The sequence below is a fragment of the Hymenobacter psychrophilus genome (genome assembly GCF_900107135.1).
Lineage (GTDB): Bacteria > Bacteroidota > Bacteroidia > Cytophagales > Hymenobacteraceae > Hymenobacter > Hymenobacter psychrophilus.
Map to the genome: position 1 here is coordinate 502556 of NZ_FNOV01000001.1, position 23353 is coordinate 525908.

A 23353-nucleotide genomic window follows, 5' to 3' on the forward strand; every position below is an offset into this window, starting at 1 on the left:
TTCGTTATACCATATTTTCGGCCTGTATTAGTAGTTGACGTTGCTGCGCTGCGCCTCACGGTACTGCTCGGTGCGGTGGTCACGCTTGTAGGCCGCATCGGCATTGGGGTCCTGCTCCGGATCGGGTGCCTGGGTGCAGGAGGACAGAATCAGCGAAGCGCCAGCGGCGAGGAGAACGAGCAGACGAAGGTTTTTCATAGCCCAAAGGTACGCACCAGACCTAAACCGGGCAAATCCATCCTTATCCGCCTACCGTACCTTATTTCGAACTCGATGATATGGCATTATAACGAATGTAAACCGCTCACTCGTTTTGGAGTGAGGCCTTTTCGACTGGTCAGGGAATTTACAATTAACAACCGATCAACAGTACTACCACTGGCTTTTATAGTGCATGTTTCAAAGCTTAGCTACGATTACCCACTGAGGCTGCTTGGCTTTTGTACTACTTACCGCATACCATTAGGTTTCTCTTAACTCGCTAAGCTTATTAGCGCCACCCAAGCATTAGCAAGTAGCACTATGCAGTCTTGGCAGGTCGACAACTTCATTAGCAAGCAGTGGCAATAGCGGGCTGTAATTGAAGAGCCGTATTTCGATTTTTCAAGATGTAGCTATTAGCATATGAGCGCAGTCCCTAAACGCGACCTACAACCTCCATCCTAAGTTTATCCTAACGCTCAATTGTGTTTGATTGATAGTGTCTTACAAAATTCAAAAGCCAAAGCCTAGTAATGATCTTAGCAGAACAAAAATCAAAACAATTTCAAGATTATAGAGTATTTGCCCGGGCAGCAAACCCAGTGATATTCCCTTGGACTGACACCGGCTACTGACCGGCATATATGCGTACTGACAAATTGCACTCCGGCAGTAACTAATCTATCGTAGAGCCTTGAGTGGCGTTGGGTGAAAGCGCTGATCTGCAGGTATCCCTACAGTGCGTAACAGATAATACATAGACACTTAGCCCCTTCCTGCCTGCATATCCAGGAACCTGATGAATGCCCGGTATCGGTCGTATGTTGCCCGTTTTAGGTGCCCAACTACTGCGCCGGCAGCATACCAGCTCAGGATGCAGCGACTGGGACAGCTGCCTTAAGATTATCCCTCAGCTTCGGGCCGGAAATCGGTGAATGTGCCATCTTGGTAGAAGAGCACTATCCGCCGGATACTCTTGCCCGGTTCTGCCAGCGCATAGGCCAAGTTGGCTCCCGCACGCGTAGCAGAAGACGTAGCAGCAGGCGTAGCGGATGGTGCGGGAGCCACTGCACGGGGCTGAGTGGGTGTTTTAGGGGTCTCTACGGGCTCCGTAGCAGCGGCAGTAGGTTGTGGAGCAGCTTCGGGGGCCATAGCGGGTGCCGGGGCCACTGCTGGCGCCGGTTCGGTGGCCGGCTGGACGCGTGGGGCTGGCTGCCCAGGAGATAATGCTGCCGGACCAGGATTAACAGTGGCTTTTGTGGCATCTGCTGCCACCTGACGCTCCAGCATCGGTCCGGCCCCATTTAGCAGCCAGCTAAGCGAGAGGTCGGGGAAGGCGGCAATGATCTTCTGCACCACCTCCAGGCTGGGCTTGTTGCGGCCGCTCAGAAGATGGCTCACTACGGGCCTGGATACGCCAATGGCATCGGCAAATTGCGAGGAGCTGAGTTCCCGCACCTGCAACAACTCCTGAATCCGGTCGAGCATAAGTAATTTAACTGGTTTACAAATGTAGCCATTCAACACAAACTAATGATTGCCCCGCCGGCTGGCGACAACCCATTACACCCTGTTAACACCTGTAATATTGATAGTCTTTTGTAAACAATATTAATCATCATAGAATCACACTTAACAACTGTTACTAGCATGTGATTTTTCGTCTTCGCTCCTCTCTGGGTAAGCAGCGGGAGATGTACGCGAGTTTGGGTGTTCGAGCGGATGGTTATGCTCCCGCTATTCGTCGCCTTTGGCTTCTTCCTCACCTCCACCACTACTACCTGCTAGCCTCCTTTCCAGAGTGAAGCCGGGATGTTTATGGCTGACATTGATTCGCCGCTACCTGACATCAAAAAAGTCCCCCGCCCTGCGCTTGTCGCGGGGCGGGGGACTCTCACTGACTGTCTGGTGTCCGTTAGGCGGCTGCCCCTGGGGCAGACACGGGCTTAGTTGAAGTATTCTTTGGCTAAGGATTTATCGTGGCCGTAGATGTCGTCGCGGAAGTGCAGCTTGCCGGCATCATCCACCCAGGTGGTAAAGTAGACCAGATACACGGGCAGCTTCTCGGGCAAGGTTACGTACTTCTCCTCGCGGGCGGCAATGGCATCGGTAATGGCCTGCTCATCCCAGCCGGCTTTGTTGCGCAGCAAATACTCCGCCAGCCGCAGGGGCTCGGCCACTCGAACGCAGCCATGGCTGAAGCCTCGCTTGGTCTGGCTGAAGAGCTGGTCGTTGGGCGTGTCGTGCAGGTAAATATCGTTGGAGTTGGGGAAGATAAACTTCACATTGCCCAAGTCGTTTTTAGGACCGGGACGGCGGCGCAGGGTATACTTCCAGTCTTTTTGCTGCAGGTTGGCCCAGTCGATGCTGCTAGCGTCTACCGGCGTAGCCTTGGCGCCCCAGCCCTTCACCACTTCCATATCGAGGCGGTCGAGGGTACCCTGGGGGTTGGCCGCCAGCTTCGGGCGCAGCTCCTTGTCGATGATGCTGAAGGGCACATTCCAATAAGGAGCCATCACCACAAACTCCACTTTATCGGAAAAGATGGGCGTAGCGTTAAGCCGCTTGCCCACGATAACGGGCATGTTGAAAGCTTCTTTGCCGTCCTCTACCACATGCAGGGTGTACTCGGGAATGTTCACCAGCAGGTAGTCGGGCTCAAACTTTTTCGGAATCCAGCGCCAGCGCTCCATGTTCATCATAATCTGGCGAACACGCTGCTCCAGCGGCACGTTGAGTTCACGCAGGGTCTCACCCCCTACTACCCCGTCGGGCTTGAGGCCGTTGAGGCGCTGGAAATCCTTCACGGCAGCTACCAGCTGCGGGTCGTAGGTCTGGGCAACCGGAGCCGAAGCCGCCGGCTGACCGGGGGTATTAGATACAGCCACGGCGGGCGTTTCGCTTGCCGGAGCAGTAGCCTCGGTGCCCAGCAGACGGCCGCGCAACGCTGCTACGGCCGGCGAACTGGCGCCGGGCTTGAGGCTGGTGCCCGCCGGAATAGCCGGCCAACCACCCTTACGCTCCAGGGCGCGATAATCGGCCAGAGCCTTTTTCAGCCGGTCGTACTCGGGGTGCAGGGGTTCGAAATCGTAGTAGCCGTAGGTGCTTTCGCGCTCCTTCAGAATAGTCATCAGGGCCTTGTGCAGCTTCACCTTATTACGCTTCACGTCCCAATCAATGGCCTTAACGGCCCGCGGGTCGACGGTACCCCGGTAAAAGTCGGAGGCGTAATTGAAGTAGGTAGCCGATAAGGCCACATCGATTTTCTTCTCCAACTCGCTACGGCGGGCCGTATCATTCTTGGCGGCCTCCAGCTCTTTAAGCAGCGGATCGAAGTTAACTACCTGGTAATCCTTGGGGTTGAGGCCCTCGTCGGCGGCTTTTCCGATGACGCCAAGCATGGTTTTGGCCTGGGGCACGAGCTCATGGTCGCGGAACCAGCCCAGCCGGAACTCGCGGTCTTTATAGAATTTCTTGGCCCAGTCAATCTGCGGCTTAAAGCGGGGCTCGGTCGTCATGTACCGAACGATGTACACGCTGTCGAGCGTGGGCTGAGGGCCGGCGGCCTTGGTCAGCCCGTCGGGCAGGGCCGCCTGTACCCCTTCTTTCATGCGGTCCTGCTGGTCCTGGCTGCACGAGGCAGTGGCCGTCAGCACGAACAGGCTCAGCAGCCAGACGCCGAAAGAGGTATTGAAAAGAGAACGGGAGAGTGGAATCATGAGAAAGTAAGTCGGGGAATAAACAGCGGAACGAGAACCACTTTCGTGCCAATGAGGCCAGCGACCGGGGTTCGGGCTTTTTACTGCGTTTGCAACAGCGGAGTTGCCGCTGGGGCGCATCTTTCCCAGTGCCGCAAGTTAGCAGAATTCGTCCGACTCGGGCAGCAGCCAACAATGTTGCCGCGGCCCACGGCATCAATTATGCCGCGGCGGGCGTATCAGTTCCCGGCGGCCGGGCGGTAGCAGACCGGGCCGCGCACCTGGCCCATTGCCGCCCGGCCCCGCTCCTGCTCCATTATTCATGCGCGCCCTGCCGAGCGCCTTCTATTTTGCTTTTAGAACCGATGCCTCATTCTTCCGGCCCAACCGACCCGCACAGCCACGCCCGCCCCGCCGCCGTCAGCGTCCGGCACCTGGCCCTGCACCTAACGGTGGACTTCGCCACCCAAACCCTGACCGGCCGCGCCACCTGGCAACTCAGCCGTTCTGCCAACGCGGAAGCCACCGAGCTGGTGCTCGACTCGCGCGACCTACTCATTGAAGACGTACTGCTCGGCGAGGCCGAAACCGGCACGCCCACTAAATTCGAGCTGGGCCCCGCCGACCCGGTGCTGGGCCAGGCCCTGCGCATCCAACTCCGCCCCGATACCACGGCCGTTACCGTGCGCTACCGTACGGCCCCGGGCGCCGCGGCGCTGCAGTGGCTGCAACCCGAGCAGACGGCCGGCCCCCACCCGTTCCTGTTCACGCAGTCGCAGGCCATTCTGGCCCGCACCTGGCTGCCCTGCCAGGATTCGCCGGGCGTGCGCTTCACTTACGAAGCGCAGATTGTAGTGCCGACCGAACTGCTGGCGTTGATGAGCGCCAGCAATCCGCAGCAACGCCGCCCAGACGGCACGTACCATTTCCGGATGGACCAGCCGATTCCGGCCTACCTGATGGCGCTGGCCGTGGGCAATTTGCAGTTTACTCCTTTAAGTGAGCGCACGGGCGTGTACGCCGAGCCGGCCACGCTGCCGGGGGCCGTCGACGAGTTCGGCGACCTGGAGCAGATGGTGGCTGCTGCCGAGGAACTCTACGGGCCTTATAGCTGGGAGCGGTACGATTTGCTGGTGCTGCCCCCCTCCTTCCCGTTCGGGGGCATGGAAAACCCGCGCCTCACTTTCGTTACGCCTACCATTCTGGCCGGCGACCGGAGCCTGACCAGCCTCGTGGCCCACGAGCTGGCTCACTCCTGGAGCGGCAACCTCGTCACGAATGCCACCTGGAACGACTTCTGGCTCAACGAGGGCTTCACGGTGTACTTCGAGCGGCGCATCATGGAGCGGCTCTATGGGCGGCCCTACGCTGATATGCTCCAGGCCCTGGGCCACGCCGAGCTGCTGCACACCCTGGCCGACATCGGCCCCGGCAGCCCCGACACGCACCTATACCTGAACCTGGCCGGCCGCGACCCCGATGAGGGCCTGACCGATATTGCCTATGAGAAAGGGGACTACTTCCTGCTAACGCTGGAGCAGCTGGTGGGCCGGCCCGCCCTCGACTCCTTTATTAAGGACTACTTCAGCCGCCACGCTTTCCAAAGTATGGACACGGCTTCGTTCCTGGTTTACCTGCGCCACGAACTGCTCGATAAACACCCCGGCCTCGAAGCCAAACTCCGGCCCGAAGCCTGGATTTACGGCCCCGGCATTCCCGACAATGCGCCGGCGGTCAGCTCGGCGCGGTTTGCGGATGTTGATGCGGCTGGCCGCAGCTGGCAGGCAGGCACGCCAGCCAGCCGCCTACCCACCGCCGATTGGAGCAGCCACGAGTGGGTACGCTTTCTGCACAGTCTGCCCGCCGAGGCAAGCGTGGCCCAGCTAAGCGAACTGGATGCCGCCTTCGGATTTACTGATTCGGGCAACTCCGAAATCCTGGCCGCCTGGCTGCCGCGCACCATTGCGGCCGGCTACGCTCCCGCCGAGGCCGCTTTGCACCGCTTCCTGACCCGGGTAGGCCGGCGCAAATTTCTCACCCCGCTCTATAAAGCCCTGCTTGCTGCCCCCGGCGGCGGCCCGGCCCGGGCCCGCCGACTGTACGCCGAGGCCCGGCCCAATTACCACGCCGTTGCCACCAGTACCCTCGATGCATTACTGGGCAGCCCGACCAGTGGGTAACGCGTTTTTATACGGAGAAGCGGACCCTTTTCGGCGCTTTTTTGTTTATTACCCCTTCGCCGCGCCTCAACCGGGGGCCTTCGGGCTCCCCTGCCGGGGTGCGGGTTTGTTCTTTTGTTTTCCGGAAGCAGTCCACGTGGCCCGAACCTTGCTGATGTTTGGGCTCCGGACGTTGTTTTATTCCGTCGTTTAAAGTTGTTTTCAGTTTTGAAAAACCTCCGACCGCTCGGCAAGCTCATTGCCATTGGTGGCAACGAGGATAAGGGTACCTACCCTAATCCCCGCACCAAGAAAAAATACTACCTCAATTTCTTCGAGCTGGGTATCCTCAAACGCGTCGTGCTCGAATCGGGGCAGGAAGACCCGCGCATTGAGGTTATTACTACCGCCTCGATGATTCCGGAGGAGGTGGCCCGCGTCTACATTTCTTCGTTCACGATGCTCAACTGCAACAACGTGAACGTGCTCGACATCCGCACCCGCGAAGATGCCCTACGGCCCGACTATGTGGAGCGGATCCGCCAGGCCGACATCGTGCTGATGTCGGGCGGCAACCAGTCGCGGCTCGTGGATATTTTTGGCGGCACCGAGTTTCTCGCCGCCCTCCGGCACCGCTACCAGACGACGCCCAACTTTGTGGTGGCGGGCACTTCGGCCGGCGCCATGGGCATGTCGAAAACCATGATTAAAGGCGGCAGCGTGGCCGATGCGCTGATGAAGGGAGCCGTAAAGATGGGCAGCGGGCTAAGTCTGATTGATAACGTTGTCATCGACTCACACTTTGTGAAGCGCGGGCGCTTCGGCCGGCTCATCGAAGCCGTGGCCCTGCACCCCAAGCTCATCGGCATCGGGCTGGGCGAGGATACGGGCATGCTCATTACCGGGGGCAACCAACTCGAAACCATCGGCTCGAATATGGTGGTGATTATGGACGGGCACCAGCTGGAACACAGCAATGCCGCCGCCGCCCACAAGGGGGAAGGTATTTCGGTGGAAAATATGCTGCTACATGTGCTGGTGCAGGGCAACCTCTACGATGTTCAGGAGCGGCGCTTCTACCCCAGCCTGAAGCTACTGCAGCAGGCGGCCGAATCGGCCCGAATTACGGCCGGGCAGTCTGCCAACGCGCCGGCAAACGCCGGGTAATTTTTTTTTATCCAAATGCAAAAAACCCGGTTTCTAAATCAGAAACCGGGTTTTTTATTTTCTCATTTGTGTTATTCAGCTACTGGCGGCCTAAGTTATTCTGATAGCCTATTGCAGCAGAAGCCTGCGCATCCTCACTCCTTATATATAGGGCGCAGAAAAGCACCGCAGCTTAGCTCTTGTAAATGGCCACGAAGGGTGCGGCATCCTGCGAGGTTTGGCTGGCGCGGTACATGCCTTCGGAGTTGAAGGGCAGTGCCACGTTGCCAAGCGCATCTACGGCTACCAGTCCACCCTCGCCCCCAATGGGCGCCAGCTTATCATGCACCACCATGCGGCAGGCCTCGACCAAGCTCAGGCCCCGGTACTCCATGAGGCAACTGATATCGTGGGCCACCACGGCCCGCAGGAAAAACTCGCCGTGCCCGGTGCAGCTGATGGCGCAGGTGCGGTTGTCGGCGAAGGTGCCGCTGCCGATGATGGGCGAGTCGCCGATGCGGGAGTAGCGCTTGTTGGTCATGCCGCCGGTGCTGGTGGCGGCGGCCAGGTTGCCGTGCTGGTCGCGGGCCACCGCCCCTACCGTGCCCATTTTCTTTTTCGGGTCTTCATCGGTGGGCAGCGCCTGCGAGTGGTCGAGGCGCATGCGGCCTTCCTGCAGCGCCTCCTGTAGCTGGTCGTAGCGGTGCTGGGTGAAAAAGTATTCGTCCGGCTGCATGGGTAGGCCGTGTTCGCGGGCCAGCTCGTCGGCGCCGGGCCAGGCCAGCAGCACGTGCTCGGTCTGCTCCATCACGAGGCGAGCGGCCCGGATGGGGTTCTGCACCTGCCGGGCGCCGGCCACGGCCCCGGCCGCCCGGTTACGGCCGTCCATAATAGCAGCGTCCATCTCGTGGTGGCCTTCGTGGGTGAACACCGCGCCCCGGCCGGCATTGAACAGCGGATGGTCTTCGAGGCGGAGCACAGCCTGCTCCACGGCATCGAGCGCCGAGCCGCCGCCGGCCAACACGGCGTAGCCGCTACGCAGGGCCGCGTGCAGGGCCGCCTGGTAGGCCTGCTCTTTTTCGGGCGTCATCAGGGCGGGCGAAATGGTACCGGCACCACCGTGCAAGGCCAGGGCGAAAGATGGAGTCATGGGGTGAAACTATTTGGGTGAACAAGGAAAAACGCAAGGCAAAGGTAGGCAGTCCGATGGGGCCGGCAGCCGGGGCCGACTGCCAAATAGGACCGAACCAACCGCGTTTTTTTTCGTAGGTTTGGTTTACTGTTTCAACATCCCCAACACCCCAATACACCTACTACTATGGCTTACGAAGCTACCGGCCGCCTGCACGAGATTTTCGACGAACAGCAGGTGAGCGAAAAATTCCGCAAGCGCGAATTCGTGCTGGAGGTTATAGATGGCCAGTACCCCGAGCATATCAAGTTTCAGACGGTGCAGGACAAAACGGCCCTCATCGATCCGTTCAAAGTGGGCGACGAAGTGAAGGTTTCCTTCAACCTGCGTGGCCGCGGTTTCAACAAGAACGGCCAGATGCTGTACTTCACCAACCTCGAAGCCTGGCGCATCGAAAACTCCGCTGGCGGTGCCGCTGCTCCTCAGCAAGGTGGCGGTGGTTACCAGCAGGCCGCGCCCCGCGCTGCCGCTGCTCCGGCCCAGAACCAGAATCCCAACCTGCGCGCTTCGGCCGCCCCGATTGCCTCGGACGACGACAACGACCTGCCCTTCTAGGGGAAAGTCAGGAGATAGAAGCCAGGAGTCAGAACATGTTCAATGGCATTCTATCTTCCAGCTTCTGAAAAGCAAAAGCCGCTGCCTAAACTGGCAGCGGCTTTTTCGTGCCGGGCTATTCAGTAGCCGCAGAAGTAACGTAGTCTACTCAGCCCGTCATGCTGAGTGAAGCCGAAGCATGACGGGCTGAGTAGACTACGTTACTTCTGCGGCTACTGGATAACGCTTGAACGCGCTGCCGTTCCTCCTACCCAACATATTTATGAATACGCTCACGCAATTGCGGGCCGGCGAGCTGGCCGGCGCTACCCGGCTGGACTTATCCGAGGACCTGACTGAGTTTCCACCGGAAATATTTACCCTGGCCGATACGCTCGAAGTGCTCAACCTCTCGGGCAACGCCCTGCGCAAGCTGCCCGCCGAGCTACCCCGCTTGCACCGGCTGCGGGTGCTGTTCGCCTCCGACAACCAGTTTGAGCGCGTACCCGAAGTGCTGGGCCAATGCCCGAATCTGGAGATGGTGGGCTTTAAGGCCAACTACATCCGGGAGCTGCCGGGCGCGGCGCTGCCGCCTCAGCTACGCTGGCTCATCCTCACCGATAACGCGCTGGAGGCCCTGCCCCCGGAAATCGGCAACTGCCCGCGCCTGCAGAAGCTGATGCTGGCCGGCAACTGCCTGCGCACCCTACCGCCCGAACTGGCCCGCTGCACCAACCTGGAGCTGCTGCGCCTGGCCGCCAACGAACTGCACGAGCTGCCCGCCTGGCTGCTGACGATGCCGCGGCTGAGCTGGCTGGCCTTTGCCGGCAACCCGCTGGCCGATCAAGCCGAGACTGCTGCCGATGCCCACCCGGCCCGCCCCGCCATTGCCTGGACCGAGCTACAGATGCAGGAGGTGTTGGGCGAGGGCGCATCGGGGGTGATTTACCGCGCCGATTGGCAGCCCGGCCCCGCGGCCCTGCGGCCGGTGGCCGTGAAGCTGTTTAAGGGCGCTGTAACGAGCGACGGGCTGCCGCACTCCGAAATGCTGGCCTGCCTGAGCGCCGGCCGCCATCCTAACCTGATAGCGGTGGAAGGCCGGCTGGCCGGTCACCCGGCCGGCACCGAGGGCCTGGTGCTCGAACTGATTGCCCCCGGCTTTACCAACCTGGCCGGCCCGCCTACTATGGCCAGCTGCACCCGCGACGAGTACGCGCCCGCCACCCGATTCGAATTGCCGCAGCTGCTGCGGCTGGCCGGCAGCATTGCCACGGCCGCGGCCCACCTGCATAGCCGCGGTATTGTGCACGGCGACCTGTACGCCCACAATATTCTCGCCACCGAAACCGGCGCAGCCCTGTTGGGCGACTTTGGGGCGGCCGGCTTCATGCCCCCGGCGGATACCGAGGCCGCCAACCTTTTGCCGCGCCTCGAAAGCCGGGCTTTCGGTAATCTGCTGGAAGAATTGCTCGACCGTTGCCCGCCCCGCCCCGAAACTACTGCCATCGTAGCCGAACTGCGCGACTGGCAGACCCGCTGCCAGCAGCCCCAGGTAGCGGCGCGGCCCCGGCTGGCCGAGGTAAGCCACCGGCTAGCCGAAATGCAGCTGCAGCCGGGAGACTGAAACCCCGGAGTGGGTTTTCTACGTTCTATCTGCGCTGGCGCAATTGTTGATAGCCGGCGGGCAGACCGGGCTTTTCCCTCGGGCGCCCTTGGTCGGGTAAAGCCCATCCGACTCATCCATTCGGCTCCGGTACAGGCTCATCTGCCTGGCAAGCAATTTAGCACAATTTCCGTATGAGTTCAGATTCCTTACGGCCGCTGGCGGGCCAGACGGCCCTTATAACCGGCGCAACCAGCGGTATTGGTCTGGCAACGGCCCGCGAACTGGCCCGTCGGGGAGCCGCCGTTGTGCTGGTTGGCCGCGACCCTAAAAAGGCGGCCCGCGCCCAGGAAGCCATTCGTCAGGTGGCCGGACCCGAGGCGGAGGTGCATGTCAAGTGCTTCGATTTGTCGTTGCTGCGCAATGTACGTATGCTGGCCGAGCAGATGCAGCAGGAGTTCAGTCAATTGAATATTCTGGTGAATAATGCCGGCATTATGCCCGGCAGCTTTACCCTCACCGATGAAGGGCACGAGCTGAGCTGGGCTACCAATCACCTGGCCCCTTACGCCCTTACCAACCTGCTGCTGCCGCTGCTCGAAGCGACCGAACGAGCCCGGGTGGTTACCGTTTCGTCGGTGGCGCACTGGGTAGGCGAGATTGAGCCCGACCAGGAAGTGCGCAACTCGCCCGAAAAGTACAGCTGGCTGACGGCCTACGCCGATTCCAAGCTGGCCAATATTCTGTTCACTAAAGAATTAGCTCACCGCCTCGACCTGACCTCCATCACGGCCAACTGCCTGCACCCGGGCATGGTTGACACGGCCCTGATGCGCCCCGATACCTCGGCCGTGATGAAAGCGCTGTGGTGGATGGCCAAGCCCCTGATGATAGCCCCCGAAAAAGGCGCCGAAACCACCCTCTTCCTGGCCGCTGCCCCCGAAGCGGCGCGTCTGAACGGGCAGTACATCACCGGCCGGCGAATAGCCCGCTGCTCCGACCGGGCCAGCAGTTCGACCGAAGCCAGCCGCCTGTGGCGGATTTCAGCCGAGGAAACCGGTATCGAATAAGTCCGCTACCAAGTGGCCAGCGGAAGCAACGGTTAGCGAATAGATTTTTCGGACGTTTTAGGCCTTCCGGCTGTTTGCTCGCTATGGACTTACTTGAACTTATCCGGCAGGGCGAGGGCGAGCGGCTGGAATTCAAGCAGCGCACCACCCGGCCTACGCGCATTGCCCGCACGCTGGCCTCATTGGCCAACACCCGCGGCGGCCGGGTGCTGGTAGGCGTTGATGACAAGGGCCGCGTAACGGGCGTGCGCGACGTGGAGGAGGAACTCTACCAGCTGCGCGAAGCCGCCCGCCACTACATCGACCCGCCCTTGGATGAGCAGCTGCAGTTTCGGGCTGTGGAAGACTACGAGGGCCGGACGGTGCTGGTGGTAACGGTGCCCGAAAGCACCACCAAGCCCCACCGCGCCCAGGTGGCCGACGGCGACTGGCGGGCCTACGTGCGGGTGCGCGACCAGAGCGTGCAAACCAGCCAGCTCACCGAAAAGGTGCTGGAGCGCGAAGCCGCCCCCGAAACCGGCCGCTTCGAGCAGATTCCGCTCAACCGCGAGGAGCTGGCCGTGCTGGAGTACCTGCGCCAGCACCCGCGCATCACGCTGGCCCAGTACCAGAAACTGCTCAATATCGGCCAGCGCCGCGCCCACCGCACCCTCATCAAGCTCACCCTGCACGGCTACATCAGGCACCACGACAAGCAAAAAGAGGTTTACTACACCTTCTGAAGCCCGCCTTAAAACCAGAAAGGCGCTGCAACTGGGGTTGCAGCGCCTTTCTGATGGCCTGTTGGTGGCAGCAAGCTAGTCTTGCTGACGGGACTTGAGGGCTTTCTTCTCGTCTTTGGCCGCTTTTTTTTCCTTGGTGGTCTTGGCGGGCTCCTTCTTTTTCTCTTTGCGGGGTTCTTGGGCTTTAGCCATAGTAGTAGGGTTTGGGGGGTGAATCCGGCCAAGATAACGCTTGGCTGGGAAAAGCTGCGAATTAGTGGTTCTGAAAAATGGGCAGAACCTGAAGTTACGCCATATTGGGCAGGTACCGCTCCTGCAAAAGCTGCAGGTGATGCGCCTCGTGGCCGGCCAGCATGTAAACCAGAGCGCGCACGCTCACCGGCTGGCCGCTGGCCGTACCGCTCCGCTCGGCTGCCGCCGCGCCAAACGACTCGAACAGGCAGCATGTGGCGGCCCGCACGGCATCGTACTCGGCCAGAATACTGGCCAGCGGGCGGCCATCGGCCTCCGACAGGGGCACGTAATCGTCCTGCTCGTAGCCGGGCAGCGGGGTAGCGTCGCCGCGAGCTATGCGCAGGGCACGGTAGGCGAAAATGCGCTCCGTATCAATCATATGCACCAGCTTCTCCTTGATGCTCCACTTGCCCGGCGCGTACCGGAACCGCACCTGCTCGTCGCTGAGGCCCGCCAGCAGCTGGCGTAGCACCAGGGGCTGGGTGCGTAGGGCCTGCAACGGGTCGGAGCCGGCCAGGCGCACGTAGTTGGCGTAGAACGGGGCGTACTCAGTAGCGGCTGGTGGAGTCAGGAATGGGTTCATGGGCCGAAGGTAAGCCATTGCGGCCTATACCAGCGACCGGGGCGCGGGCGGCAACGCGGGCCCGCGCCGGCGCGTACACCGGGGCATCTCATCTTATTTTCATTCTATGTCTTCACTCACCGAAAAAGGCCTCTCCATTTCTAAAAACGCGCTCTTCAGCGTGTTTATCAACAAAGCCGGCAAGCTGCTGGGCCGCCCGTTCAAAGTGGTACTGGTACTCAACGAAACGGCCAATAAGCTCGCCAGCAAGGAAAGCGGCGACAACAAGTTCAAGCAGCTCTTCTCGGTGGCCTTCACGCTCATCCGGCTCGTGCGCAACTACGTGAGCGGCGACTACCGGCAGGTAGAAACCAGCACCATCGTTTCGGGTCTGGGCGTGCTGCTGTACGTGTTGAGCCCCATTGATCTGGTGCCCGATTTTATTCCCGTAGTGGGCTTTCTGGATGATTTAGCTTTGATCAGCTGGTTTGTTGGCAAGTTCCAGGGTGAGCTGGAAAACTTCCGCGAATGGGAAGACACCCACGCCACCACCAAAACTGACGACATCCCGGCCGCTAAGGAACCGACCGAATCGTACACCAAAGCCGAGCAGCTGCCTGCCGTAGCTGAGCTGGGCCATTCCTGAATCACAGATGGAGCAGATAAGGCTGATTGCGTGAGCCCTGGTTTTCACTGATTGAATTGCTTACGCTGCTATTTTAACGCCCATCCGGTCTTCGGGTGGGCGTTTTTCGTTGCTTCTGCTTTCTGTTTCGAAAATCTCTACGGAAAAGCCATCTGTCCGGCTCAAGCGCAGCTAAAACCGTAAATTAGCGTCCTGATATTTCCACCCATTTCCGTTTTCATGACCTTACGCTCCCGGCTGGCGCTGCTGGCCCTCACCTTCCTCACTACCCTATCGGCCCGCGCCGATGAAGGCATGTGGCTGCCGTTGCTGCTCAAGCAGCTCAACGAAGCCGACATGCAGAAAAAAGGCCTCAAGCTGACGGCCGAGCAGATTTACTCCATCAACCAGGGCAGCCTGAAGGATGCCATCGTGCAGTTCGGCGGCGGTTGCACCGGCGAAATTATCTCCGACCAGGGCCTGCTGCTCACCAACCACCACTGCGGCTACGGCCAGATCCAGAGCCACTCCTCGGTTGAAAACGACTACCTGACCAAGGGCTACTGGGCCATGACGCCCGGTCAGGAGTTGCCCAACCCGGGCCTGACCGCCACCTTTATTGTGCGCATGGAAGATGTGACGAGCCAGGTGCTGGCCGGCATTCCGGCTACCGGCATTGCCGAAGCCCAACGCGAGCAACTGGTGCTGCAGAACAGCCAGCGTGTGGCCCAGGCCGCCGTGCAGGGCACTGGCTACCAGGCCTTCGTGCGGCCTATGTTCAATGGCAATGAGTACTATATGTTCCTGACTGAGGTGTTCCAGGACATCCGGCTGGTAGGCGCGCCGCCAAGCAGCATCGGCAAGTTCGGGGGCGACACCGACAACTGGGCCTGGCCCCGCCACACCGGCGACTTCAGCCTGTTCCGCATTTACGCCGGCCCCGACAACAAGCCCGCCCCCTACTCGCCCGACAATAAGCCCTTCAAGCCCCGCTACCACCTGCCCATTTCGCTGGCCGGCGTGCAGCCCGGCGACTTTACCATGGTGTTCGGCTTTCCGGGCCGCACCAATGAGTACCTCACCAGCTGGGGCGTCGATGAGGTGTACTCGCTGTCGAACCCGGCCAAAATCGCCATTCGCGACGCTAAGTTAAAGGCCCTTGACACGGATATGAAGGTCTCCGACAAGGTGCGGATTCAGTACGCGGCCAAGTACGCCAGCCTGGCTAACTACTGGAAAAAGTGGATCGGAGAGAACCGCGGCCTGCGCAAGCTCGACGCCGTGCGCGTGAAGCAGCAGCGCGAAGCCGAGTTCCAGCGCTGGGCCGAGTCGGGCGATGCCGCCCGCCGCGCGGCCTTTGCCGGGCTGCTGCCCGAGTTGCAGCGCAACTACGCCCAGGGGCGCGACTACACGCTGGCCCGCGACTACGTGAGCGAGGCCGCGCTGGGCGTGGAGCTGGTGGCTTATGCCAACAGCCTGCAGCCGCTGTTGGAGCTAACCGGTGGTAAAGCGCCCGCCGCTGAGCTGGCCACCGCCGTAGAAAAAGCCAAAAAAGGCACAACCAGTTTCTTTAAGAACTACAGCGCCGCCACCGACCAGAAGGTGGCAGCCCAATTGCTGCCGCTCTACGCCAACGGTACTCCGGCCGCCCTGCTGCCGACCTACGTAAAGGAGCTGCAGAAGCAGTACGCCACCACCGGCTGGGCCACCTACGTGGCCCAGCTTTACGGCAAGTCGCGCCTGACTTCGGAAGCCAGCGCCCAAGCCGTGCTCGATGAAGTAGCGGCCGGCAAGTCCGATGCGCTGCGCCAGGACCCTGCTGTGAAGCTCGCAGCAGCTATTGTGAATAACTACCGCACGGCCATTCTGCCCGGCTACAACGTGGCCACCGACCAAATTGCCCTGCTCCAGCGCACCTACATGGCCGGCCTGCGCCTGCAGCAGCCCGAGCGCAAGTTCTACCCCGATGCCAACTCCACCCTGCGCCTCGCCTACGGCCAGGTAGCCGGCTACGAGCCCGCCGACGGCGTGAAGTACGATTTCTACACGACCCTCGACGGCATCATGGAGAAGGCCGACCCGACCAACCCCGAGTTTGAGGTACCGGCGCGCCTCGCGGAATTATACCAAACCAAGGACTACGGCCCCTACGCCTACAAAGGCTCGGTGCCGGTAGCCTTTATTGCCACCAACCACACCACCGGCGGTAATTCCGGCTCGCCCGTCATCAACGGCAACGGCGAACTGATTGGCATCAACTTCGACCGTAACTGGGAGGGCACTATGTCCGACATCATGTTCGACCCCGACCGCGTGCGCAACATCACCCTCGATGTGCGCTACATGCTGTTCGTGGTAGACAAATACGCCGGTGCCAGCCACCTGGTGAAGGAAATGACCCTCGTTGGCACCCCCGATTCAGGTGCTGATACTACGCCGGACAAGAAGCTGAAGAAGGTGAAAGTGAAGCGCAAAAAAGCTGACGCGTAGATAAAAAACCACCTAACGCTCCGGAGCTGAAGCCTCAGGGCGTTAGGCCGTTGCGCTTTCCAGTTTTTAAGCGCCCCCTTCCGTTTTCAAACGGCTTCTTTGCAACTTGTGAAGCGGCTGGCTACTCTACTGGTAGCCAGCCGCTTTTCTTTTGCCTAAAAATCAGCAGGGATGATTCGATTTTTATCTATTGCGTTTTTACTGTCTCTCGTCGCTACTGTTGCTTTCGGTCAGAAAGTCATGCTCATGGGCGGCTACACCCGGGTGGGCGAGAAGTCCTTTACCGGCACGGCTTCCGGGGGGCTGAACACGGTTTTTCCGTTGGGCCGGCGGGTGGTGGCGGGCGTTGGCCTGACGGCGGCCCGCAACCGCCAGCCGTATCGGGAGCTCCTGCCGGGCGACCCATTCGAAGGGCTACCCGACCGCGTGATTACAACCTACCACAACTCGCTTTACTCACTGCACGGTTTCGTGGCGGGGCGGCTGAACCTGGCGCCCCGGCTGGAGCTGCTAGCTGGCCCCAGCGCGGGCCTGTATGTGGTGGGCGCCCGGGAACGAAGCGCGGAGGCCAAAGTTGGCTTCGGCCTGTGGTCCAATCTTACCTACCGCCAACTGTGGGGCAGTCGGTTTAACCTGGAAGGCCTGTTTCATCCGCGCCTGCTACTTGCCAGTGTGCCAGTACAGGATGCTGACTTTCGGTTTGCGAACCAGCGGCTGGGCGTTTGGGATGCGCAACTGGGGCTGTCGTACGATTTGCGGAAGCAGCCGTAGCTTTAGGCATTGCCTTCACCTGCCTTCTCCGCTGCCCTTGTACCGGTTCCTTCTGCCCGCTTTTCTGCTGACCGCCGGCCCCATGTGGGCCCAGCAGCCCCTTCCTGCCACCCCCGCCGCGCCTGCTGCTCTGCTGCTGCGGCCCGCCGCCGTGTTCGATGGCCAAACCCTACACCCTGGCTGGGCCGTGCTCACCGAAGGCGACAAAATAAAGGCCGTGGGACCAGCAGCCCAGCTGGTTGCCCCAACTGGCACCCGGGTGCTGGAGCTGCCCGGCCTCACGCTGCTGCCCGGCCTGATTGAGGGCCACAGCCACCTGCTGCTGCATCCCTACAACGAAACGCCCTGGAACGACCAAGTGTTGCTCGAATCGGAAGCGTTGCGCGTGGCCCGGGGTACGGCGCATGCTCGCGCCACGCTGGCCGCCGGCTTTACCACGGCCCGCGACCTGGGTTCGGAAGGCGCCGGCTACGCCGACGTGGGTCTCAAGCAGGCCATAGCCCAAGGCCTGATTCCGGGGCCTCGGCTGCTGGTAGCTACCCGCGCCCTGGTGGCCACCGGCTCCTACGGCCCCAAGCTTTCTGTTGATATAGAGGTGCCCCAGGGCGCCCAGGAGGCCGACGGCACCGACAACCTCATCCGGGCCGTGCGCGAGCAAATCGGCAAGGGCGCCGACATTATTAAGGTGTACGCCGACTACCGCTGGGGCCCCAACGAGCCCAGCCGGCCCACGTTTTCGCAGGACGAGCTGAACCTGCTAGTGCAGACCGCCCGCAATGCCGGGCGGCCCGTGGTGGCCCACGCCAGCACCCCCGAGGGCATGCGCCGCGCCACCCTGGCCGGCGTGCAGACCATTGAGCACGGCGACGGCGGCACGCTGGAAATATTCAAGCTGATGAAGCAGCGCGGCGTAGCCCTCTGCCCCACCGTAGCCGCTGGCGACGCCGTGGCTCAATACCGCGGCTGGCAGAAAGGCACCAGCCCCGAGCCCGACCGCATCCAGCAAAAACGCCTCAGCATGAAAGCCGCGCTGCAAAGCGGCGTGGAACTGGCCATCGGCGGCGACGTGGGCGTGTTTCCGCACGGCGACAACCTGCGCGAAGCCGAACTGCTGGTGCGCGAATACGGCTTCACGAGCCTGCAGGCCCTGCGCGGCCTCACCAGCACCAACGCCCGCCTCTTCCAACTCCCCGACCGTGGCCAGCTAAAGCCCGGCCTTCTAGCTGACATGGTGGCCGTATCCGGCGACCCCACCCAGGATATCAGCGCGTTGCGGCAGGTACGGCTGGTAGTGAAGGGCGGGGTGATTTTTCTGGAAACCAAGCCTTAGAATTGCACTTGTTCTTTCACTTCCCCTGATGATGCAAGTAACGCTTCGCCCGCCCACCTTACTGCTGCTGCTTCTAGCCTTTTTATCCGCTGGAACTGCCAGCGCCCAATCGAGGGAGAAAATCGACCAAACTGCGGCGGAAATCCTGCGGGAGGGACTGGCCCTCTATCAGTCGGAACGGGCCTCGTGGGTTGGCACTGATTTGCTGCAAGCCAGCGGGGCCGATATGAGCCAGGTTGGCGGTTACGTGTCTTATCCTATCGGCACAGATTCTATGCGTTGCGTTTTCTTCCGAAAGCCAGCCGCTAACGCCGCATTGCAGATATTTTACGGCTACGATTTTCCGTGCGATACCATCACAATGGCAACCGGCCGGGTATTTGCCGGCCGTAACGCTACTGTAACCGAGCAACGGTTGTTTACTATCTGGCAGCGGGCCAGGGAGGAAATGGTTTCGCACAAAAAGCTGGGCACTCCCTACCAACGTCCGGCTGGTACTAACCTCAACGTAGCCTTACTCGACAAAGGCTCGGAAGTGCGGGTATATGTACTCACTGGCCCAAAAACTGACAGGCTACTGCCTTTCGGCAACGACTACCTGCTCACATTCAGCGCGACGGGCGAGCTGCAGCAGGCCGAAAAACTGCACCAATCTTACTTGCCCATGACTCCGCCGGAGGGGGAACGGAAAGTCGTGGGCACAATGCACTCGCACCTCGAAGCGCATCCCTACATCACGCCCTCCGACATCTGCACAGTATTGCTCTATCAAGAAGTAGTGCCTAGCGAAACCCTCTACGTGATGAGCAAAGATTTCGTATCCTTATTTAACGTGCCCAAGCAGCAACTCGTCATTCTCACAAAGAAGGCTTGGGACAAAATCAATAGAAGTCAGAGCAAGCAAAATTCTTCCGATTGAGCTTCTATCCCGTAACGGCTCCTGCGAATCTTTACGGCCGCTCTATCCCCTGCTCCCCTAACTGCGCGGCGTACTTATCATAAATCACGCGCAAGTCCTGGGCGTGCTTGCCGGCATCGACGCCGATGCTGACGTTGCTGTCGTGAAAGCGGTGCAGGTGACTGATGTGGGGGCAGATGACGGGCAGGTGGTCGGCCAGCAGGAAGCGCACATAGAGGTCGAGGTCTTCGGCCATTTCAATTTGCTCGTCGTAGCCGCCCACTTCTTCGAACAGCGCCCGGCCGTAGCAAACGTTGCCTTGGATAAAGTGCTCGGCCCGGAAAATGGCCCGTAGCATATCCTGAGGCGAGTCGAACTGCCAGGCATAGTAATCGTCGGCGGGCAGGTAGCGGCGGCTCTGGTCCACGCGCAGGAAATCGGCCACCAGCCAGGGCTGGTTGGGATGCTGCTTGATTTGCTGGCCGTAGTGGAACAGGGTGCGCTGGAGCAGCAAATCGTCGTCGTCGAGCGGCACAATCCAGGCGTCGGCGGGCGCGTCAGAGTGGCGGATGAGTTGGTTGCGGGCCGGGCCGGCGCGCAGTAGTTCGGGCTGGGGGCGCACCCGCAGCGGCGGGCCGGGCTGCAGCGCGGCCTCGCGCAGGTAGCTGGCCGTACCATCGGAACAGGCGTTTTCGCAAATCAGGTGCTCGAACGAGAAGTCGAGCGGGGCCGAAACGCTGGCCCGGACGCTTTCCACGGCTTCGGGCAAATAGGCGCGGCGGTTGTGAGTAGGGGTGATAACGGAGAAGTGCATGGCTTCTATTCCGGCAAACCCCGAAAAAAGTTGCGCCCTGGCTCGCCGCTCAACTTTCGCCCCGCCCGAAACGTTAGCCGGGCCAGGGCACCTGCACCGAGCGGCCCCGGCCCAACACTCCCGCAAATGGCGCGATTTATGCCTGCAGTCTGGCCCTCGAACTTCCGACTACCCTTGATTACGTTATGATTCGTCGTTCTTACTGCCTGCCGGTACTGGCGCTGGCGGGCCTACTGAGCAGTAGCGCCATGCCCGCTGCTCCGGCCATCACCACCGAAACCCTCATCAGCCGCCTGACCAACGCCATCGACAACCTGAAAACCCTGCGCTGCAACGTGCGGGCTCAGGAACGCATAGCGGGCAAATATCAGCAGGCCCGCACGGCCATGAAGATGAGCTTCAAACCTTACAAAGTGTACCTGCGCAACGACCAGGGCATTGAGGTGCTCTACGTCACGGGCCAGAACGGCGGCGACGCCTGGGTGTATCCCAACAGTTTCCCCTACGTGACGCTCAGCCTCGATCCGCAGGGTTCCATCATGCGCAAAAGCCAGCACCACAGCGCCCTGGAGGCCGGTTACGGCACCATCACCGAACTGCTCGACAGTTCGGGTGAGCGGGTAACCCCCGGCTTCGAGAAGACCTTCCGCTACACCGGCGACACAACGGTGCTGGGTCGCCCGGCTCACGTGCTGCGCTCTTCGTACCCGCAGTTTCGCTACGTGAGCTACAAGCCCACCAAGGCTGAAACCACCAAAACCATTGCCAGCAAATTTGGCTGCGGCGAATACCGCATCATGGAGCGCAACGGCCTGAGCCCCGGGGCCACCGTGGCAGCCGGCAAAACCATCCAGGTGCCCAACGCCTACGGCAGCCGCATCACCATCTGCATCGATCAGAAGCTCTATCTGCCCCTCGTAGTGCAGGTGAACGACGACAAAGGCCTGTTCGAAAAGTTCGAATTCGCCGATGTAGTCGCCAACCAGCCCATCCCCGCCCCCGAGTTCGCCAAGGGCTACAAGGGGTATAAGCTCTGACCACAGATTAGCGCGGAGTTTAACGGATTTTGTAGTTGACTAAAAAGGCCACTTCAATCGAAGTGGCCTTTTTTAATTTCAACCATCAAACAACGATGCTGTAACGGCAAGATGCGTCCGTCTACAAAATCCGTGAAATCCGTTATAATCCGCGCTAATCCGTGATCTAGCGGCGCATGGTTTTCTCGATGTGGTCCCACATATCGGGGGTGAGCATTTCGAGCTTGTTGAACTCGCCGGCCCCGTTGAGCCATTCGCCGCCGTCGAGTGTCACGACTTCGCCATTCATGTAAGCCGAAAAGTCTGACACCATATAGGCGGCCAGGTTGGCCAGTTCCTGATGTTCGCCCACGCGCTTGAGGGGCACGTTGGCCGCCGGGTCGAGCTTGGAGGCCAGCGGCTCGGGAAACAGGCGGCTCCAGGCCCCTTCGGTTGGGAACGGGCCGGGCGCAATGGCGTTGGAGCGGATGCCGTACTTGGCCCACTCCACGGCCAAAGAACGCGTCATGGCCAGCACGCCGGCTTTGGCGGCGGCCGATGGTACCACGTAGGCCGAGCCTACCGAGGCGTAGGTGGTGACAATGCTGAGGATGGTGCCGGGCTTTTTATCGGCAATCCAACGCTTGCCAAAGGCCAGGGTGCAGTTGTAGGACCCCTTGAGAACGATGTCTACAATTACATCGAACGCCTTATGGCTCAGGCGCTCAGTGGGGCTGATAAAGTTGCCGGCCGCGTTGTTGAGCAATACATCGACGCCGCCGAAGGTTTCAATGGTTTTGTTGAGCAGCGCCTCTACCTCATCGTACTTGCGCACGTCGCACTGCACGGCCAGGATATTGGCGTTGTTGGTCTGCTCGCGCAGTTCGGCGGCCGTTTTTTCGAGCACGTCGAGCTTACGGGAGCTGATAACCACGTTGGCCCCGAGTTGGAGAAAGTACGTCGTCATGGCCCGGCCGAGGCCGGTACCGCCGCCCGTCACGACGATGGTTTTGCCCTGCAGGGCATTGTCGCGGAGCATGGGCTGGGCGTAGGGATGAGCAGAGGCCATAAGCAGAGAAAGCGTGTGATGGAAAGGTGAGAAGAAGCAATAGCAGGCCGAAAGGGTGGCCGATTTTCACAAGAACGCTAATTCTTCCGTTTCTCGGCCCGGTCGATGCGCTTTTTGGGGCGGATTGCTGCTGCTTGAGTTTGCCTGCGCCGGTTTTTTTGCCACCTTTAGCCCACATGACTCAACCTGTTTCTTCTGCTGCCTTCCCTATCGTGGCCGTTCTGGGCTGCGGCTGGCTGGGGCTGCCCCTGGCCCGGGCGCTAATGGCCGACGGCTACCCCGTGCGCGGCACCACCACCACCCCCAGCCAGCTCCTGACGCTGCGCGACATCGGCATCCAGCCGTTTCTGCTGCGCCTCGCCCCCACCCTCTCGCCCACCGACGCCGACACGCTGCGCGCGCTGCTGCAGGGCGTAGAGGTGCTCATCCTGAACGTGCCGCCCTCGCGGGCCGCCGGTGCCCCCCAGGCCTACCCCACCCTGCTCGGCCACGTGGCCGCAGCGGCGGCCGAAGCCGGAGTGGCCCACGTGTTGCTGGTCAGCTCCACCGGCGTGTACCCCGACCAGGCCCGCCCTATGCACGAGGATGATGCCCACGCTTCAGCCGAAGCCGACTCGCACCTGCTGCGGGCCGAAGCCCTGTTTCAGGGCCCTGCCAATACCGTAGTGCGCATGGCCGGCCTGATGGGTCCCGGCCGGCAGCCAGGCCGTTTTCTGGCCGGGCGCACGGGCGTAGCCCACGGCGAGGCCCCAGTTAATATGGTGCATCTGCACGACTGCATCGGGTTGCTGCTAAAGGTGCTGGAACTGGGGCTATGGGGCCACACGCTCAACGGTTGCGCCGCCAGCCACCCCAGCCGCCGCACGTTTTTCACCGCCGCCGCCACCCAGCTTGGCCTCGAGCCACCTACCTTTGCCGAGGGCACCAGCGGCGGCAAACAGGTCGATTCGTCGGCCATCCGCGAACTAACCCAGTACCAATTCCGTCACGACGACGTAGTAGCCGCTTTGTCGTTCTGCTAATGAGGCTGTTTTAGCAAGTCAAGAGAACATCATGCTTCGGCAAGCTCAGCATGACGTTCTGATTGATTCAGAGTACTTACTAAACAGCTTCAATCACTTATTTTGGCTGATTAGTCGTGTTTTCGCTGATTTTTTTTGTTCAGACACGGCAGGGTGACGGTGCCGCTGAGCCTGAGTGGCTCTCTTTTTAGTTTAAC

General features: G+C 60.8%; 20 protein-coding genes. 13 read left to right on the forward strand and 7 right to left on the reverse strand.

Annotated elements, in window-relative coordinates; genetic code table 11:
* Nucleotides 1–27 precede the first annotated feature (27 nt).
* From BLW21_RS21435 to BLW21_RS02070, 3 genes are all read right to left on the reverse strand, one after another.
* Nucleotides 28–198, reverse strand: a complete 171-nt coding sequence (locus BLW21_RS21435; protein WP_175470823.1) for a hypothetical protein — start codon at nt 196–198, stop codon at nt 28–30.
* Nucleotides 199–1104: 906 nt separating this feature from the next.
* Nucleotides 1105–1689: a helix-turn-helix domain-containing protein gene (locus BLW21_RS02065; protein WP_092737364.1), complete on the reverse strand. Its 585-nt coding sequence runs from the start codon at nt 1687–1689 to the stop codon at nt 1105–1107.
* A gap of 458 nt (nt 1690–2147) precedes the next feature.
* Complete coding sequence (locus BLW21_RS02070; protein WP_092737366.1) at nt 2148–3920, reverse strand: L,D-transpeptidase family protein; 1773 nt, start codon at nt 3918–3920, stop codon at nt 2148–2150.
* Nucleotides 3921–4264: 344 nt separating this feature from the next.
* On the opposite strand from BLW21_RS02070, the gene BLW21_RS02075 reads away from it, so the two are divergent.
* A complete protein-coding gene (locus BLW21_RS02075; RefSeq protein WP_092737368.1) occupies nt 4265–6079 on the forward strand; it encodes a M1 family metallopeptidase in 1815 nt (604 codons plus the stop codon).
* Nucleotides 6080–6286: 207 nt separating this feature from the next.
* Nucleotides 6287–7225, forward strand: a complete 939-nt coding sequence (locus BLW21_RS02080; RefSeq protein ID WP_092737371.1) for a cyanophycinase — start codon at nt 6287–6289, stop codon at nt 7223–7225.
* 172 nt (nt 7226–7397) lie between these two features.
* Here the strand turns inward: BLW21_RS02080 and BLW21_RS02085 are convergent, their stop codons facing one another.
* A complete protein-coding gene (locus tag BLW21_RS02085; RefSeq protein ID WP_092737373.1) occupies nt 7398–8354 on the reverse strand; it encodes an isoaspartyl peptidase/L-asparaginase family protein in 957 nt (318 codons plus the stop codon).
* Nucleotides 8355–8522: 168 nt separating this feature from the next.
* On the opposite strand from BLW21_RS02085, the gene BLW21_RS02090 reads away from it, so the two are divergent.
* The 4 genes from BLW21_RS02090 (at nt 8523) to BLW21_RS02105 (ending at nt 12325) form a co-directional block, all read left to right on the forward strand.
* Entirely contained in the window at nt 8523–8951 is a 429-nt protein-coding gene (locus tag BLW21_RS02090) for a DUF3127 domain-containing protein (protein WP_092737375.1), read from the forward strand.
* A gap of 262 nt (nt 8952–9213) precedes the next feature.
* A complete protein-coding gene (locus tag BLW21_RS02095; RefSeq protein WP_092737583.1) occupies nt 9214–10554 on the forward strand; it encodes a leucine-rich repeat-containing protein kinase family protein in 1341 nt (446 codons plus the stop codon).
* A gap of 173 nt (nt 10555–10727) precedes the next feature.
* Nucleotides 10728–11603 (forward strand): SDR family NAD(P)-dependent oxidoreductase, encoded by an 876-nt coding sequence (locus BLW21_RS02100; protein WP_092737377.1) that lies wholly within the window; start codon nt 10728–10730, stop codon nt 11601–11603.
* Between the two features lie 83 nt (nt 11604–11686).
* Nucleotides 11687–12325, forward strand: coding sequence for an AlbA family DNA-binding domain-containing protein (locus BLW21_RS02105; RefSeq protein ID WP_092737379.1), 639 nt, complete (start codon nt 11687–11689; stop codon nt 12323–12325).
* Between the two features lie 286 nt (nt 12326–12611).
* On the opposite strand, the gene BLW21_RS02110 is transcribed toward BLW21_RS02105, so the two are convergent.
* Nucleotides 12612–13142, reverse strand: coding sequence for a DinB family protein (locus tag BLW21_RS02110; protein WP_092737381.1), 531 nt, complete (start codon nt 13140–13142; stop codon nt 12612–12614).
* 106 nt (nt 13143–13248) lie between these two features.
* Here BLW21_RS02110 and BLW21_RS02115 point away from each other — a divergent pair, with 106 nt between their 5' ends.
* The 5 genes from BLW21_RS02115 (at nt 13249) to BLW21_RS02135 (ending at nt 19256) form a co-directional block, all read left to right on the forward strand.
* Nucleotides 13249–13767 (forward strand): YkvA family protein, encoded by a 519-nt coding sequence (locus BLW21_RS02115; protein WP_092737383.1) that lies wholly within the window; start codon nt 13249–13251, stop codon nt 13765–13767.
* Between the two features lie 219 nt (nt 13768–13986).
* The gene (locus BLW21_RS02120; protein WP_092737385.1) at nt 13987–16236 is read left to right on the forward strand and encodes a S46 family peptidase; all 2250 of its coding nucleotides are present in this window, start codon (nt 13987–13989) and stop codon (nt 16234–16236) included.
* Nucleotides 16237–16407: 171 nt separating this feature from the next.
* Nucleotides 16408–17007 carry a hypothetical protein gene (locus tag BLW21_RS02125; protein ID WP_139255049.1) on the forward strand — a complete coding sequence of 200 codons (600 nt, stop codon included), beginning with the start codon at nt 16408–16410 and terminating at the stop codon, nt 17005–17007.
* A gap of 82 nt (nt 17008–17089) precedes the next feature.
* Nucleotides 17090–18337: a metal-dependent hydrolase family protein gene (locus BLW21_RS02130; RefSeq protein ID WP_175470833.1), complete on the forward strand. Its 1248-nt coding sequence runs from the start codon at nt 17090–17092 to the stop codon at nt 18335–18337.
* A gap of 31 nt (nt 18338–18368) precedes the next feature.
* On the forward strand, nt 18369–19256 hold the full coding sequence (locus tag BLW21_RS02135; protein ID WP_139255050.1) for a hypothetical protein: 888 nt from the start codon (nt 18369–18371) through the stop codon (nt 19254–19256).
* Between the two features lie 31 nt (nt 19257–19287).
* Here the strand turns inward: BLW21_RS02135 and BLW21_RS02140 are convergent, their stop codons facing one another.
* Entirely contained in the window at nt 19288–20049 is a 762-nt protein-coding gene (locus BLW21_RS02140) for a glycosyltransferase family 2 protein (RefSeq protein WP_092737393.1), read from the reverse strand.
* A 185-nt stretch (nt 20050–20234) separates the two neighbouring features.
* Between BLW21_RS02140 and BLW21_RS02145 the strand changes: the two genes are divergently transcribed.
* Nucleotides 20235–21086, forward strand: a complete 852-nt coding sequence (locus BLW21_RS02145; RefSeq protein ID WP_092737395.1) for a DUF1571 domain-containing protein — start codon at nt 20235–20237, stop codon at nt 21084–21086.
* 166 nt (nt 21087–21252) lie between these two features.
* Here BLW21_RS02145 and BLW21_RS02150 read toward each other — a convergent pair whose 3' ends face one another.
* Complete coding sequence (locus BLW21_RS02150) at nt 21253–22134, reverse strand: SDR family oxidoreductase (protein WP_092737397.1); 882 nt, start codon at nt 22132–22134, stop codon at nt 21253–21255.
* Between the two features lie 176 nt (nt 22135–22310).
* Here BLW21_RS02150 and BLW21_RS02155 point away from each other — a divergent pair, with 176 nt between their 5' ends.
* Entirely contained in the window at nt 22311–23156 is an 846-nt protein-coding gene (locus BLW21_RS02155) for an NAD(P)H-binding protein (RefSeq protein WP_092737399.1), read from the forward strand.
* Nucleotides 23157–23353: the final 197 nt, after the last annotated feature.

Coding starts and splice junctions, on each gene's coding strand:
- BLW21_RS02085 (WP_092737373.1), bottom strand. CDS start 8,354: ATGACTCCATCTTTCGCCCTGGCCTTGCACGGTGGTGCCGGTACCATT.
- BLW21_RS21435 (WP_175470823.1), bottom strand. CDS start 198: ATGAAAAACCTTCGTCTGCTCGTTCTCCTCGCCGCTGGCGCTTCGCTG.
- BLW21_RS02095 (WP_092737583.1), top strand. CDS start 9,214: ATGAATACGCTCACGCAATTGCGGGCCGGCGAGCTGGCCGGCGCTACC.
- BLW21_RS02120 (WP_092737385.1), top strand. CDS start 13,987: ATGACCTTACGCTCCCGGCTGGCGCTGCTGGCCCTCACCTTCCTCACT.
- BLW21_RS02105 (WP_092737379.1), top strand. CDS start 11,687: ATGGACTTACTTGAACTTATCCGGCAGGGCGAGGGCGAGCGGCTGGAA.
- BLW21_RS02115 (WP_092737383.1), top strand. CDS start 13,249: ATGTCTTCACTCACCGAAAAAGGCCTCTCCATTTCTAAAAACGCGCTC.
- BLW21_RS02145 (WP_092737395.1), top strand. CDS start 20,235: ATGATTCGTCGTTCTTACTGCCTGCCGGTACTGGCGCTGGCGGGCCTA.
- BLW21_RS02075 (WP_092737368.1), top strand. CDS start 4,265: ATGCCTCATTCTTCCGGCCCAACCGACCCGCACAGCCACGCCCGCCCC.
- BLW21_RS02100 (WP_092737377.1), top strand. CDS start 10,728: ATGAGTTCAGATTCCTTACGGCCGCTGGCGGGCCAGACGGCCCTTATA.
- BLW21_RS02130 (WP_175470833.1), top strand. CDS start 17,090: ATGTGGGCCCAGCAGCCCCTTCCTGCCACCCCCGCCGCGCCTGCTGCT.
- BLW21_RS02125 (WP_139255049.1), top strand. CDS start 16,408: ATGATTCGATTTTTATCTATTGCGTTTTTACTGTCTCTCGTCGCTACT.
- BLW21_RS02065 (WP_092737364.1), bottom strand. CDS start 1,689: ATGCTCGACCGGATTCAGGAGTTGTTGCAGGTGCGGGAACTCAGCTCC.
- BLW21_RS02155 (WP_092737399.1), top strand. CDS start 22,311: ATGACTCAACCTGTTTCTTCTGCTGCCTTCCCTATCGTGGCCGTTCTG.
- BLW21_RS02140 (WP_092737393.1), bottom strand. CDS start 20,049: ATGCACTTCTCCGTTATCACCCCTACTCACAACCGCCGCGCCTATTTG.
- BLW21_RS02135 (WP_139255050.1), top strand. CDS start 18,369: ATGCAAGTAACGCTTCGCCCGCCCACCTTACTGCTGCTGCTTCTAGCC.
- BLW21_RS02090 (WP_092737375.1), top strand. CDS start 8,523: ATGGCTTACGAAGCTACCGGCCGCCTGCACGAGATTTTCGACGAACAG.
- BLW21_RS02110 (WP_092737381.1), bottom strand. CDS start 13,142: ATGAACCCATTCCTGACTCCACCAGCCGCTACTGAGTACGCCCCGTTC.
- BLW21_RS02150 (WP_092737397.1), bottom strand. CDS start 22,134: ATGGCCTCTGCTCATCCCTACGCCCAGCCCATGCTCCGCGACAATGCC.
- BLW21_RS02070 (WP_092737366.1), bottom strand. CDS start 3,920: ATGATTCCACTCTCCCGTTCTCTTTTCAATACCTCTTTCGGCGTCTGG.